The following is a 12,820-nucleotide window of genomic DNA, read 5'->3' as shown; positions in this document are numbered from 1 at the left end:
CATGGAAGGCACCTGGGTTAAGGACTTGTTGCTCACTTGACCGAGCTGATCTCGTCCTGGGGTCTACGAACAACCACGGGGCGCGCAGGTGGACATCTTGGCTTCGTCAGCGGCCTGAATGAAAGCCTGACGCGCGGTCTCCTGCGAGACATGCCCGCTTACGGCCGCGGCGCAGATCTCTCTCGCGAATGCGAGTTTTCTTCGCGAGCCCTTCCATCGGTTGGCGAAAAAATCGAGCGCCTCGCTCGCTCCGCCGATAGCCTGAGGGACGCTCATGCCCACCTGGACAAAAACGGTTTCCGACCAGGTTCGTTCTATCTGTTTCTGGGGAGCCATCCTCGATCTCCTGAAAGTTTCGAACCGCGAGCGGGGCATCATCACGAGGGCGGACAAACGATCAGGCGTTGGCTGATGGCGTCAGAATACCCGGTTCGAACGGCGTGGACGTTGATATCGATCAAGCCAGGCACGATCGCACTCTGAAATCACCTTGTTCTCGCCTTAGCCGGCTCAATCCTCCGTGTCGCTTCAGCCGCGATCGTTCCTCGATGACGCAGGTGGCTGGCGTCGCAGTCATGGCGCGGCGCGAAGGCGATCGGTCCGTCCTCGACGACTCGAACCATACAAGTGGTTTGATCCAGCGCAATGTCTGAAACCGGTGTGCATCGTATCCTCAAGGGCGCTCCAACTCGTGGAGGACAATACTCAAAGAGGAGAGTCAGGATGTCCATGTTCAGACTGCCAACGATCACTATGCTGGCCTTGCTCGGTGCCGTCGGCGCCATGGGCAGCGCGTCCGCCCAGACGAAAAGTCCAGACCCGGCCCAGTCTGAGGCTAAACCCGAGGCCGACGGATCGGAAATGATGCCAGGCATGATGGGCCGCAACATGATGCCATCTGGCATGTACCCAGGAATGCGCATGATGGGGCCAATGCGCGGTCATATGGTGAAGATTATGTTTGCCATCGCCGATAGCGATGGGGACGGTGCAGTTTCTTTCGAAGAGTTGACCGCAATCCACAAACGCGTCTTCGACGCGGTCGACGCGAACAATGACGGCAAAGTCACACCTGAAGAAATGCAGGCGTTCATGCAAGACATGTGATTGGACGCTGGCATTGCCGGCCGTTGCATGGGAGCCCGAAGGAGACTTCTCATGACCTATACGCTGGATAGGACCCTCTGGGCGACCAGTTTCGACGATGCGGTCGGCAGGACGAAATCCGCTCTCTCCAAGCACGGTTTCGGAGTTCTGACGGAGATCGATGTCAAGGCAACCATGAAAAAGAAGATCGACGCCGACATCGATGACTACCTCATCCTCGGAGCCTGCAATCCGCGCATGGCGTTCGAGGCCATGAAACTGGAACCGAAGGTGGGGGCCATGCTGCCGTGCAATGTCATCCTGCGCGGGGTCGATGGCGGCAATGTCATGGTGAGCGCCATCGATCCGGTCGCATCCATGCAGGCGATCGACAACGAAACGCTTGCCAGTCTGGCAGGCAGGGTCCGCTCGTTGCTCGCCCAGGCGGTGGCCGAGATCTGACGATTATGAGTTCCGGCCCCCGAGCCTTGAGGAGTCGAAATTGCGTCCGCTCCTCTTTCGTTGCGACCAGAACCGCAACATCCTAGAACTCACCGCGTCCTGAAGCAGGGCGTGCAGGAAGGGGCAGAAAGTTACTCGTCAGACTGCGGTGCCAACCAACGCACCGATCCCCGCCGTCAATGCCATAGCGAAAGCGCCCCAGAAAGTGACGCGAGTGGTGGCCCTCCAGACGTTGGCGCCGCCCGCTTTCGCACCGATAGCGCCCAGCAGCGCGAGGAAGGCCAAAGACGCGGTTGCAACGGTATAGATCAGCAACGAGGCGGGCGAAAGTACGACCATGAGCAGGGGCAATGCGGCCCCCACCGCAAACGTGAGGGCTGACGTCAAAGCTGCCTCAACCGGCCGGGCCGCCATGTGTTCGACGATACCGAGTTCGTCGCGCGAGTGCGCGTCGAGAGCATCATTTGCGGTCAGTTGGATCGCGACTTGCCTGGCCAGTTCGTCGGTGAGACCGCGTTTGACGTAGATCTCCGTCAGCTCCTCGCACTCAGCTTCTGGTTGCGTCTCCAACTCGATCCGTTCTCGCGCGAGATCGGCTTCCTCGGTGTCCGCTTGGGAGCTTACCGACACGTATTCGCCGGCCGCCATGGACATCGCGCCCGCGACCAAACCAGCGACGCCTGCTACCAGGATCTGCGAGGGTCCGGCGGACGCGGTAGCGACGCCCATGATCAAGCTCGCCGTCGAGACGATTCCATCGTTTGCGCCGAGGACGGCAGCCCGTAGCCAACCGATGCGAGAGACCAGGTGATGTTCCGAATGCAGTCTGCTCATGCGCGTCTCCAGGACAAAGTCGATTTTGACGTAGTGAGTGCGAGATTAACCGATGAGCGCAACGTCGATCAGGAGCAACGCGGCACTCGCGATCACACCTGCGACGGGCACCCAGAACGGGCAAAGGTTTCGGCTGCCATCGAGCGGCGGGACCTTACCGGGTTCGAACGGCGCGAACGTTGATATCGATCAAGCCAAGCCCCTTCGACGCAAAATACGAAACTTGACAACCATCAATGACGTCCTCCTGGCGAAGACGATAATCGGCGAAATTACATACGGAGTTCGCCATGGATATCCCCGTTCCTCCTTCTCCTCTACCTTCGTCCACTTTAGAAGTTGCGATCCCTACATACTGGACGAGATCGCCCTCGGAGCTCGGCGCTGCCCTCGCCACGTCCCTGCAGGACGGACTGACGACCGCCGAAGCCGAAGAACGCGTGCGACGGTTCGGACCGAACTCTCTTTCCGACGAAAGCCGTGGAGGCATGCTGGCAGACTTCGCGCGCCAGTTCAAAAGCCCGCTCGTGCTCGTGCTGGTGTTCGCAGCGCTCGTCGCGGGTGGCGTCGGCGAAGTCCACGACGCCATCATCATCGGCATCATCATTCTCGCTAGCTGCTTTCTCGGCTTTCTGCAGGAACATGGCGCGCAACGAGCGATCGAGGCGCTGCGACAGCGAATTTCTCTCACTTCAAAGGTCCGCCGCGACGGCGCCGACAAGGTCGTTGCCGCAATCGGCATCGTACCGGGCGACCTGATCCTGCTCTCGGCCGGGAGCCTCGTGCCCGTCGACGCAGTCGTCATCGTCGCGCAGGATCTCAACGTCAGCGAAGCGACGCTCACCGGAGAGACTTTTCCCGTAGCGAAGGCGCCCGGCGTCTCAACCAAAGACGCCGGTCTTGCGGATCGTTCCAACTGCGTGTTCACGGGAACCTCGGTTCGGAGCGGCACAGCGACTGCCCTTGCCATCGCGACCGGCCCGCGCACGGAATTCGCACGGATCGCCAGCGCCGTTGCGCGTCAGATCCCGGAAACTGAATTTGCGCGAGGTGTTCGGCATTTCGGATTTCTGATGACGCGGATCATGCTCTGCATCGTCGTCGTCGTCCTGGTGGCGAATCTCCTGCTTCACAGACCTATCGTGGACTCTCTGCTTTTCTCGCTCGCGCTTGCCGTCGGCCTGACGCCGGAACTGCTGCCTGCGATCATCAGCGTGACGCTCGCGCGCGGCGCCCGGACGATGTCGAAGTCTGGCGTGATCGTCCGCCGCCTTGATGCAATGGAGAACCTTGGCAGCATGGACGTGCTCTGCACGGACAAGACGGGCACGCTGACCGAGGGCGTCATCCGCCTCGACAGTTGTGTCGACGCGCAGGGCGTCGTCTCACCTGAAGTGAGACGGCTGGCACTTCTCAATTCAGCGCTTCAATCGGGAATGAAGAATCCTCTCGACGACGCCGTGACGGCCACGATCGCGGCCGGAGAGATCTCTTCCGAAGCCCGCAAGCTTGCCGAGATCCCGTACGATTTCTCGCGCAAGCGTCTATCCGTAATCGTCGGTGGAAAGGACGGGCCACCGCTGTTGATCTGCAAAGGAGCGACCACCAACGTGATCGACGTCTGCGCCACCGTCATGACCGAGGGTCGCGAACTGGCATTGGACGACTATGTCCGCAAACAGTTGGACGACGTCTGTCGGCAATGGGGAGAAGCAGGCATGCGCGCGCTCGCAGTCGCCACCCGGCCCATATCCGAAGCAACTTCTAAGATGTCGCGGGAAGACGAATTCGGACTTTGCCTGCAGGGTTTTCTGCTCTTCTCAGATCCGCCGAAGGCCGACATTTCAGCCGTAGTAGCAAGCCTCGTCGAACGAGGAGTGCGGATCAAGGTGATATCGGGAGACAACCGATATGTCGTCCGGCATCTCGCGTCGTCCATCGGCATCGATGGTTCCCGTATGCTCACGGGGAAAGATGTCGGCAGCATGAGCAACGACGCACTGTTCAGCCGTGCGGGAGAAACCGACCTGTTCGTCGAGATCGACCCAAACCAGAAGGAACGGATCGTGGCGGCCCTTCGCAAGGCCGGACACGTCGTCGGATATCTGGGGGACGGGATAAACGACGCGCCGGCCCTTCACGAGGCGGACGTAGGGATTTCGGTGGACGGCGCGGCCGACGTCGCCCGAGAGGCCGCCGACGTCGTCCTGATGCGGCAGGATCTCGCGGTCCTTTCCAAAGGGGTGGACGACGGGCGTAGGACCTTCACCAATACGATGAAGTACATATCGATTGCGACGAGCGCTAACTTCGGCAACATGATCAGCATGGCAGCGGCGTCGCTCGTGTTGCCGTTCCTGCCGCTCCTTGCCAAGCAGATACTGCTAAACAATCTGCTGTCGGACCTGCCGGCGATGGCCATCGCCACGGACAAGGTCGATTCGGCAGACCTTCGGCGTCCGCAGCGTTGGGACATCTCACGCATCAAGAGGTTCATGCTCTGGTTCGGGCCGCTAAGTTCTCTCTTCGATCTGGCGACGTTCGTCGTGCTCCTGGGAGTGTTTTCCGCCGGACAGGACGAGTTCCGGTCCGCGTGGTTCGTGGAATCGCTAATGACGCAGTTGGCGACTATGCTCGTCATCAGAACGCCTGGTCCGATCTGGAGGAGCCGACCCAGTCCGCTGCTATTCGGCACGGCGATTGCCGTCGGTTCCGCGGGAGTGACCATCCCCTACACCCCGATCGGCGGGCTTTTCGGGTTCGTTCCGATCCCCCTCGAAATTCTCGCAGTGCTTTTGGGTATCACCTTGTTCTACGTATCAGCTCTCGAGACCGTGAAGATCTTCTACTTTACGACGCTGTCAACGCAGGACCATTCACAGCCTCGAGCGTCGCGCCGTCGGCCTCGCACTCGAACAAGGCGCCATTCAAAATAGGCGTGGTCGCTCAGCGCGGGAGCGCGGAATCTCAAAATGCACTTATATTTCGTATTTCGTGGTTGCCACCGCCATCGAACTTCGCGGCGTCCCTGATTAGTCGGTACTTCACCTGGGTTACCCTGAGGTCACGATACCAGTCCACGATAGCCCCCCAAGGGTCGACGATCTTCGCCAGTCCCGAGACAAATGCGACCACGGTCCCTATCTCGGTCTTGCCGGTGACAACGTAGTATCCCCCCAGGACGAAAATGCCAACGTAGCCCAATTGCGCCATGAGATTCATGAGAAAGTTCATGGCGTACTTGTATCGGCAGATCCCCATGTTGGCGGAGAAGATCGCTCCGATGCGCGAAGTTTGAGGATCCTCTCCCTGGCCACCTTCGATCGCATGCACCATGCCTTCGCTGACGTCGCGCATGATGGCGACCTTCGCCTCGACCCGGCGGTTGATCGCGGCCTGCATCATTGGGACGAAGGCAATCTGCGGGGCAAAGGTCGCTGCGACGGCCAGCATCATCAGCGGCTGGAGATAGATCAGGTAGCTGCAGACGGTGACAAGGATGCCGACCTGCAGCAGCGGCTCGGAGATGCTGGTTCCAACGAAACCGCCGACCGGCTCGGCTTCCGCAAGAACAATCGACAGTTCGACGCCCTCGAGCATGGATTCTGATGGCGGCGTCTCGGCCTGATGCAGAACACGCGCCCGCAGCCAGAGCGTGCCCCTCTCGCCCACCCAGCTTCTGTAGAGATTGAGGGTGAATTTAATGGCGCCCTCCACCACTGCCACCGCGAGATAGAGCGAAACGAGAAAGAGAAGCGACCCGTACGAAGCTCGCTGGGTCGCCTCGTTGACGATCCGACGCTGGAGTTCGAGAGGCGCCGCGCCGATAGCAAACAGAACCAGGGACAACCCGGCGATCAACGCCTGATGACGCCTTCCCATCAACCAGATGAAACCGAACAGGTCGGAGGGCATCGAATCCGTCGCACTTCCGGTCCTTTGCGAGAAGCGGCCAAGCAATTCAGTCCTGGAGCGCCAAATGTTCATTGCGCACTCACGGGTCAGAAAGAGAGCGCTCGACGCGCCCGCTTCGAGAGTCGTCGGATGGTTTCACCAGCAGGACGCCCACGACCGTCCCGACCATGAGGATCAGGATGACGAGGAGAAGCCTCGACATGACGGCGTCTGCGATGACCCTGACAAACATGACGGAAACTCCAGGCACGATTTCATCGTTCGAGGTGGCTCACCATGCGGAAGCCAGGGTGATCTTGTTCACCACGCCGCCGACGCCGCGGACGCTTTCCGCCGCCACCCTGGCCGCTGAGCGTTCCAGCTCCGTCTCGACCTCTCCCTTCAGGGTGACCACCCCGTTGGAGACGGTCGCAGCGACCATGGGGGGCGTTATTTCAAGCTCGGCGTTCAGGCGGCTACGAACCGCGATCCCGAGGGCCTCGTCGCCGGAAGCGGTGCACTGCCGTGGAACATCGAGAAGCGCTCGCATCAAGTCGCGACGGCTGATCATTCCGGCGAGCCTGCCGTTCTCGACGACGGGCAGGTGTTTGATGTCGTGGGCCTGCAGGAGTTCGGCGAGCTGGCTCGCGGTGGCGGTCGGAGCGGCGCTGATGACAGGCGTCGACATCACGTCCTTGACGCGCCAGCTTCGGGCCTTCACATAGTCCGCCAGTGCATCTTCGCGGTCGCGCGTATGCGGTACCGCCCGTCTCGCCCAAGACGACGCCACCCGGCGCAGCAGGTCTCCCTCGGTGACGATGCCCGTGAGCCGCCCTTCGCCATCGACGACGGGCACCGCGCCGATCTTGCTGGCGTTGACGATCTCGACGGCTTCCTTGATGTTGTGTCCCTCGTCGAGCGTCGTCACGGGGGTCGTCATGATGTCTCTAGCAAGCATCGCACTGTCTCCTTGTTGATCAAACAATTACGGAGCCAACACGCGTTGAGCGCATTGACGTGGATCAAGCCTGACACGAAGCCGCGGGAGGCCGTCTTCGCGCATCGTCGTCTCCGGAGCCTTCCGACGAAGTGCGGCATCAGGCTCGCCGGCATTGCAACCTTTTGCAGGATCAAGACGTTATGGTTCGTTCTCGTCCTCGCGCGGCACACCAAAGTCTTTCCGCGCCGTCGCAAGGAGTCTTATGCAGCATTCCGTCAAGCTGGTATCCGTCGGTACCGCAGTTCCGCCACATGTCATCGAGCAGCGTGACGCGGCGCGAGCGTCGCACACCGCGTTCTCATCACGATTTGACGATTTCGAAAAGCTGGCAAGGGTGTTCGAAACCTCGGGGATTCAACGCCGCTATGGCGTCCGGCCGATCGATTGGTATCTCGAGACGTCGGGATGGCCCGAACGGAACCTTGCTCATATCGAGGGCGCGTGTGCGATGTTCATGTCCGCCGCCAGCAAAGCTCTGGCGTCGGCGGGCCTTACAGCAGGCGACGTCGACACGATCGTAACGGTCTCCTCGACTGGTATTGCGACACCCAGTCTGGAAGCGAGGGTAAGCAGAAAGCTGGGTTTCCGGGACGACGTCGAACGGGTGCCCGTGTTCGGCCTCGGCTGTGCCGGCGGAGTCTCCGGACTTTCAATCGCGTCACGGCTGGCGGCATCCCGGCCAGGCTCGGTCGTGCTGGTGGTCGCGGTCGAGACCTGCACATTGGCATTTCGCATGGACAAGCTTACGAAGGCGAACATCGTGGCGACCGCCCTCTTCGGCGACGGGGCCGCCGCCTGCGTAGTCCGTGCCAGCGAGGCCGGTCTGGCCGAGATCGAATTTGCAGGCCAGCATACGTGGCCCGACACGCTGGACATCATGGGGTGGAGCGTCGATCCGGAAGGTCTGGGCGTGATCTTCGACCGTGCGATACCGCCGTTCGCCGAAACTCACGTGCTGAAGGGCGTAACATCCATACTCGCCCGATCAGATCTCACTCCTGACGACGTTGACCGGTTTGCGTGCCACCCCGGCGGATCCAAGGTCATCACCGCCTTGGAAGCGGCACTCAAACTGAGCCAGGGAACCCTCGACAAGGAACGTGAGGTTCTCTCGGATTATGGGAACATGTCGTCGCCAACCGCGCTGTTCGTACTCGAGAAGCTTCTTGCGCACGGACTACCCAGGAGAACCGTCCTGACGGCGATGGGACCGGGCTTCACGCTTAGCTGCCTCTCGTTGAGGGCTGCAGCATGATCCCCTCTATCATTCTTCTCGCCGCGGTCACGCTAGAGCGGGTGGTGACGCGGTTGAGATGGGCGTAGATGAAGTTGAGGCCGGGCGTCGTTCCCAATGTCCGAGAAGGCGGGGCTTGATTTGTTCCGGCCGATGCGGCTCGCGCAGAAGTTGGCGGTCGATGAGTTCGAGTTCGCGCTCGGTCGGCGGTGGGCTGCTATGTTCAAACATGTTCGACCCTTAAAGCCTGTGCCGGCTGATGACTGCGATCGCTTCTTCGGCGATGACTTGTTCCTCGTTGGTCGGAATGACAAGGGCGACGATTTCGCTTTCCCTCGCGCTGATTACGGTAGCATTCATCTTGTTCGCGGGCTCGCTCAACGAGAGACCCAGCCAACCCAGATGGTGCGCGACGCCACTGCGTATTTCCGATTGATGCTCGCCGACGCCGGCGGTGAAGACGACGGCGTCCACCCCGCCTAGAGAGACGGCAAGCCTTCCTATCTCGCCGGCGATCCTGAAGCAGAAGAGGTCGAGGGCTTCCCTGGACGCCGGATTGAAGTCCTCCAGCAGGACCCGGACGTCACCGCTTTTCCCGGAGACGCCGAGTAGCCCGCAACGGTGGTGAAGGAAATCCTCGAGGCTGTCTGCGTCGTGGAAATTGTTGCGCAGAAGGTGGACGACAGCGCCGGGATCGAGCGACCCCGGCCGGGTCGACATCGGAACTCCGCCCAGCGGGGAGAAGCCCATGCTGGTGTCTATGCTCACGCCGTCGACCATTCCGCAAAGGCTCGCGTCGCTTCCAAGATGCGCGCAGATGATACGGCCGGCGGCCAGGTCTGGATCGTGTTTCCTGAGCTCGCCGGCGACGTACTTATAGGAAAGTCCGTGGAAGCCGTATCTGCGGACCCCGGCGTCGTGCAGCTCTCTGGGAATGGCGAGCCGCGCGGCAAGACTGCTCTGCGACGAATGGAATGCGGTATCGAACGACGCAGTCTGCGGTATGTCCGGATATGCACTCCGGACGGCGCGAACGATCGCAAGCGCCGGAGGAAGGTGCACCGGCGCGAGATGCGTCAGGTGTTCCATTCTGAGGACGACGTCTGGCTCCAGAAGAACGGGGCCATCGAAGACCTGTCCGCCGTGGACGATTCGATGGCCGGCCACCACGGGGTCGAATCCTCTGCGGACAATGCAATCGACGACCTGCAATACCAGCCGCGCGTCGATCTCTGTACTGGACGGAAGATCGACAGCCTCGTCCCCGCCAGAAAATCGCAAGGTGAACCTTGGCTGGTCCCCGAGCGTGGCAATACCACCTCCCAGCCGGAGTGCTCGACCGTCCTTCAGGCTGAAGACGCCGACCTTGAGGCTGGAGGACCCGGCGTTGAAAGTGACGGCAACCCTATCCATGGCCCGAAGCCCTGGAGCGTGCCGTCCCAGCAGACTTCGCAGCCACCTTCGTTGCGCCTTGCCTGGCTGCCTCCTTGCTTGCCTCTTCGAAGAACTCGCATGCGTACTCGAGGACGGACGTCTCGTCTTCCGACGACAGACCGAACGGCGCGCACTGCTCCTTCATGGCCCGCAAGACCTTCTTCTTTAACGCAGCGACCGCAAAGGCATTCTTCGAAGCGAGAACCTCCCTCAGGCAGGTTATAGCGACGACCTCCAGGACGGTAAGCTTGCCTTGCACCTCACCCTGGGTCGGTATCGCGAAGCGTTCTCCGCCGCGCTTGCAGTCACGATCCATGATCAACATTGCCGTCTCTCCTCCCTTCGGCAGCCGAAACTTCGTCCGGGTCCAGTGCGCGTCGAAGCCTGCGCAGCACGACCGCGCGACCCTTCTCGTCGGCGACGGATTTCAGACGATCGGACAGGTCCAGAACGAACCGCTGATAGTCGTTGTTCCAGTCTGGCTTGCCGGGCACGACCGGCTTGATACGTGCGGGCCTCGTGTCTTCGATGAGGCGTGCACCCGCCGGTGAAAGCTCGTAGGCATCATCCAGCGACGGGCAGACGACCTTTGCCGAAACTTGCTTCGAGAGACGCGCGGACATCGCTTCACGAGCGCGCTCCTCTCCATGGACAAGGAAGACTGCGTTCCGGATCGGCTCCCGCTCGGCAACCCACGCATCCAGTTCGCTTGCATCCGCGTGTCCGCTGTAGGCGTCGAGCGTGGCCATCCTGGCGCAGACGTGAATCTCCTCGCCCTGGATGCGGATATCGGTAGCGCCCTCCTGCAGGATACGGCCAAGCGTCCCCGCCGCCTGGAACCCGACGAACAGCACAGTGCACTCCGGCCGCCAGAGCCAGTTCTTCAGGCGGTGGCGAATCCGCCCTGCCTCGCACATTCCGCTTGCCGCAATGATGATGTGAAAGCCCCGGACGAGATCGAGCGCCTTCGACTGCTCGGCAGTCTCCGTGAAGCGCACGTTTTGAGCGTTAAGCGCGCGAAGGAACGCCTTGCCGTGACCGAGGTCCGCCGCATGCTTCTTGAATGCCTCGGTCGCTCTCGACGCGAGCGGCGAGTCTATCATGATAGGGCACCGTGGCACCTCTCCTTCGTCCATGAGGGCCACGAGGTCAGTCAGCACCTCCTGCGTCCTCTCGACGGCGAAGGAGGGAATCAGAAGAACCCCGCTGGGGCTGTTCGAAGTCGCGACTACTTCGCGCAGCCGGTCCCGTCGATCTTTCAGAGCGTATTCTTCCCTTTCACGGTCTCCGTATGTGCTTTCGCAGATGAGGTAATCGACATCTGAAGGTGCCCGAGGGAGGTTTTCGAACAATTTGTTGCTCGCGCCGACGTCGCCGGAGAACAAAGATCTCGTCGCCCCGTCGGCGCCTGGCGCCTCGACTTCGATCGATGCGGAACCCATCAGGTGTCCAGCATTCCAATAACGGAACTTCACGCCGCCAACGGTCTCCCGCCACTCACCGTACTCGACGGCAATGAACTGCGGCAGCATTCTGCGGGCGTCGTCGGCGGTATAGACGGGCTCCACCGTCTCTCGCGCCCTTCTCCGATTCCTTCGATTGAGCTGCCGGACCTCCGACTCCTGGATGTGACCCGAATCCTGCAGCATGATCGTGCAAAGGTCGATGGTTGCTGCCGTTGCAAAGATTGGCCCGGCATATCCCGCGTTCGCAAGCTTCGGAAGCAGCCCCGAGTGGTCGATGTGCGCGTGTGTGAGTAGCACGGCGTCGATCCGCGACGGCTCGAAGGGAAATGGTTTGTAGTTGAGTTCCTTCTCCGACTTCGAGCCCTGGAACATTCCACAGTCGATGAGAATGCGTGTGTCACCGCTCTCTAAAAGGAAGCACGATCCGGTCACCGACCCAGCGGCGCCATGGAAGTGAAGGATCGGATTGGCCATGACAGCTCCTATGTGTTGTCGGGTACTTTAAGGCACTCCGGACGAAACCACGTTGACGAAGGTCAAAGACCCGTTCGCGGCTCGCCTGATCCGCAATTTGGGGGTGATGCAGGCCACCGCCAGGTTCGATTGACCAAGCGCAAAGCCAATAATTTTGGATGGCGCATCATACCCCACGAGGCCAACGCGCTTCGGAACCCAACAGGAGGTAAAAATGACGGACTTGGCAATCCAACAGGACATACTCGACGAGCTGGCGTTCGAACCCAGCATCGACGCCGCCCATATCGGGGTCTCGGTGGAAGATGGCATTGCGACCCTCTCCGGTCATGTGTCGACCTACGCGGAAAAGCTGACAGCGGAAGACGTCGCGGCGCGGATGAAGGGCGTCCGGGCGGTGGCTGTAGAGATCGAGGTGCGGCGCGTCGGTCACAAGCAGCATGCGGACGACCAGATAGCATCGCGGGCGATCGACATCATCGCCTGGAACACGGCGCTCCCGGAGGGATCGGTGCATGTAAAGGTCGAGAGCGGCTGGGTCACGTTGTCGGGCGAAGTGCGCTGGCGGTTTCAGAGGACTGCCGCCGAACATGCCGTCAGGAAGCTCGGCGGCGTGGTCGGCGTCATCAATCTGCTGACGATACGGCCGTGCCCGACGGTGCCGGACGTCCGCCGTCGGATCGAGGACGCCCTGAAACGGAGTGCCGAAGTCGACGCTGGAGGGATCACGGTCAAGGTTCAGGACGACAAGGTCGTTCTCGAAGGGGGCGTGCGCGCCTGGCACGAGCGCGGCGTCGCCGAGCGGACGGCCTGGTCCGTACCAGGCGTTGCCGCCGTCGAGAACCACATCCGCATCAACTGAAAAAGAGGGAGGGGCCCGCCCCTCCCTCTCCGCGCCCCACCGTACGCGCCACCCCCTCGGCGTAGCGGAGGGTT

General features: G+C 61.2%; 13 protein-coding genes and 1 pseudogene. 5 read left to right on the top strand and 9 right to left on the bottom strand.

Features of this window, described 5'->3' with window-relative positions; translation table 11 throughout:
* Positions 1 to 63 precede the first annotated feature (63 nt).
* Positions 64 to 336, bottom strand: coding sequence for a DUF982 domain-containing protein (locus tag K6N12_RS07350; RefSeq protein WP_097625207.1), 273 nt, complete (start codon positions 334 to 336; stop codon positions 64 to 66).
* Positions 337 to 723: 387 nt separating this feature from the next.
* Here K6N12_RS07350 and K6N12_RS07345 point away from each other — a divergent pair, with 387 nt between their 5' ends.
* Both K6N12_RS07345 and K6N12_RS07340 read left to right on the top strand, forming a co-directional pair.
* Complete coding sequence (locus tag K6N12_RS07345) at positions 724 to 1,107, top strand: EF-hand domain-containing protein (protein ID WP_097625206.1); 384 nt, start codon at positions 724 to 726, stop codon at positions 1,105 to 1,107.
* 51 nt (positions 1,108 to 1,158) lie between these two features.
* The gene (locus tag K6N12_RS07340) at positions 1,159 to 1,548 is read left to right on the top strand and encodes a DUF302 domain-containing protein (RefSeq protein WP_097625205.1); all 390 of its coding nucleotides are present in this window, start codon (positions 1,159 to 1,161) and stop codon (positions 1,546 to 1,548) included.
* 138 nt (positions 1,549 to 1,686) lie between these two features.
* On the opposite strand, the gene K6N12_RS07335 is transcribed toward K6N12_RS07340, so the two are convergent.
* On the bottom strand, positions 1,687 to 2,382 hold the full coding sequence (locus tag K6N12_RS07335; RefSeq protein WP_097625204.1) for a VIT1/CCC1 transporter family protein: 696 nt from the start codon (positions 2,380 to 2,382) through the stop codon (positions 1,687 to 1,689).
* A 290-nt stretch (positions 2,383 to 2,672) separates the two neighbouring features.
* Between K6N12_RS07335 and mgtA the strand changes: the two genes are divergently transcribed.
* Complete coding sequence (gene mgtA, locus K6N12_RS07330) at positions 2,673 to 5,318, top strand: magnesium-translocating P-type ATPase (RefSeq protein WP_131711711.1); 2,646 nt, start codon at positions 2,673 to 2,675, stop codon at positions 5,316 to 5,318.
* Positions 5,319 to 5,349: 31 nt separating this feature from the next.
* Here mgtA and K6N12_RS07325 read toward each other — a convergent pair whose 3' ends face one another.
* The 3 genes from K6N12_RS07325 to K6N12_RS07315 form a co-directional block, all read right to left on the bottom strand.
* Entirely contained in the window at positions 5,350 to 6,297 is a 948-nt protein-coding gene (locus K6N12_RS07325) for an ABC transporter ATP-binding protein (RefSeq protein WP_239620356.1), read from the bottom strand.
* Positions 6,298 to 6,376: 79 nt separating this feature from the next.
* A complete protein-coding gene (locus K6N12_RS07320; RefSeq protein WP_018073256.1) occupies positions 6,377 to 6,529 on the bottom strand; it encodes a hypothetical protein in 153 nt (50 codons plus the stop codon).
* Positions 6,530 to 6,568: 39 nt separating this feature from the next.
* On the bottom strand, positions 6,569 to 7,234 hold the full coding sequence (locus K6N12_RS07315) for a CBS domain-containing protein (protein WP_183777772.1): 666 nt from the start codon (positions 7,232 to 7,234) through the stop codon (positions 6,569 to 6,571).
* A gap of 244 nt (positions 7,235 to 7,478) precedes the next feature.
* Here K6N12_RS07315 and K6N12_RS07310 point away from each other — a divergent pair, with 244 nt between their 5' ends.
* Entirely contained in the window at positions 7,479 to 8,531 is a 1,053-nt protein-coding gene (locus K6N12_RS07310; protein ID WP_097625203.1) for a type III polyketide synthase, read from the top strand.
* A gap of 46 nt (positions 8,532 to 8,577) precedes the next feature.
* Here K6N12_RS07310 and K6N12_RS35175 read toward each other — a convergent pair.
* The 4 genes and pseudogenes from K6N12_RS35175 to K6N12_RS07295 form a co-directional block, all read right to left on the bottom strand.
* Positions 8,578 to 8,741 (bottom strand): annotated as a pseudogene (locus tag K6N12_RS35175) (phosphoketolase family protein); the annotation flags it as partial.
* A 9-nt stretch (positions 8,742 to 8,750) separates the two neighbouring features.
* Positions 8,751 to 9,923, bottom strand: a complete 1,173-nt coding sequence (locus tag K6N12_RS07305; protein ID WP_097625202.1) for an acetate/propionate family kinase — start codon at positions 9,921 to 9,923, stop codon at positions 8,751 to 8,753.
* A complete protein-coding gene (locus K6N12_RS07300) occupies positions 9,916 to 10,269 on the bottom strand; it encodes a hypothetical protein (RefSeq protein WP_097625201.1) in 354 nt (117 codons plus the stop codon). Before K6N12_RS07300 ends, K6N12_RS07305 begins: the two co-directional genes overlap by 8 nt.
* Positions 10,250 to 11,884, bottom strand: coding sequence for an MBL fold metallo-hydrolase (locus tag K6N12_RS07295; protein ID WP_097625200.1), 1,635 nt, complete (start codon positions 11,882 to 11,884; stop codon positions 10,250 to 10,252). The genes K6N12_RS07300 and K6N12_RS07295 overlap by 20 nt, the downstream gene beginning before the upstream one ends.
* 214 nt (positions 11,885 to 12,098) lie before the next feature.
* On the opposite strand from K6N12_RS07295, the gene K6N12_RS07290 reads away from it, so the two are divergent.
* A complete protein-coding gene (locus tag K6N12_RS07290) occupies positions 12,099 to 12,746 on the top strand; it encodes a BON domain-containing protein (RefSeq protein WP_097625199.1) in 648 nt (215 codons plus the stop codon).
* Positions 12,747 to 12,820: the final 74 nt, after the last annotated feature.

This window comes from Rhizobium redzepovicii (assembly GCF_019793435.1).
GTDB lineage: Bacteria > Pseudomonadota > Alphaproteobacteria > Rhizobiales > Rhizobiaceae > Rhizobium > Rhizobium redzepovicii.
This window is presented reverse-complemented; position numbering and strand designations above follow the sequence as displayed.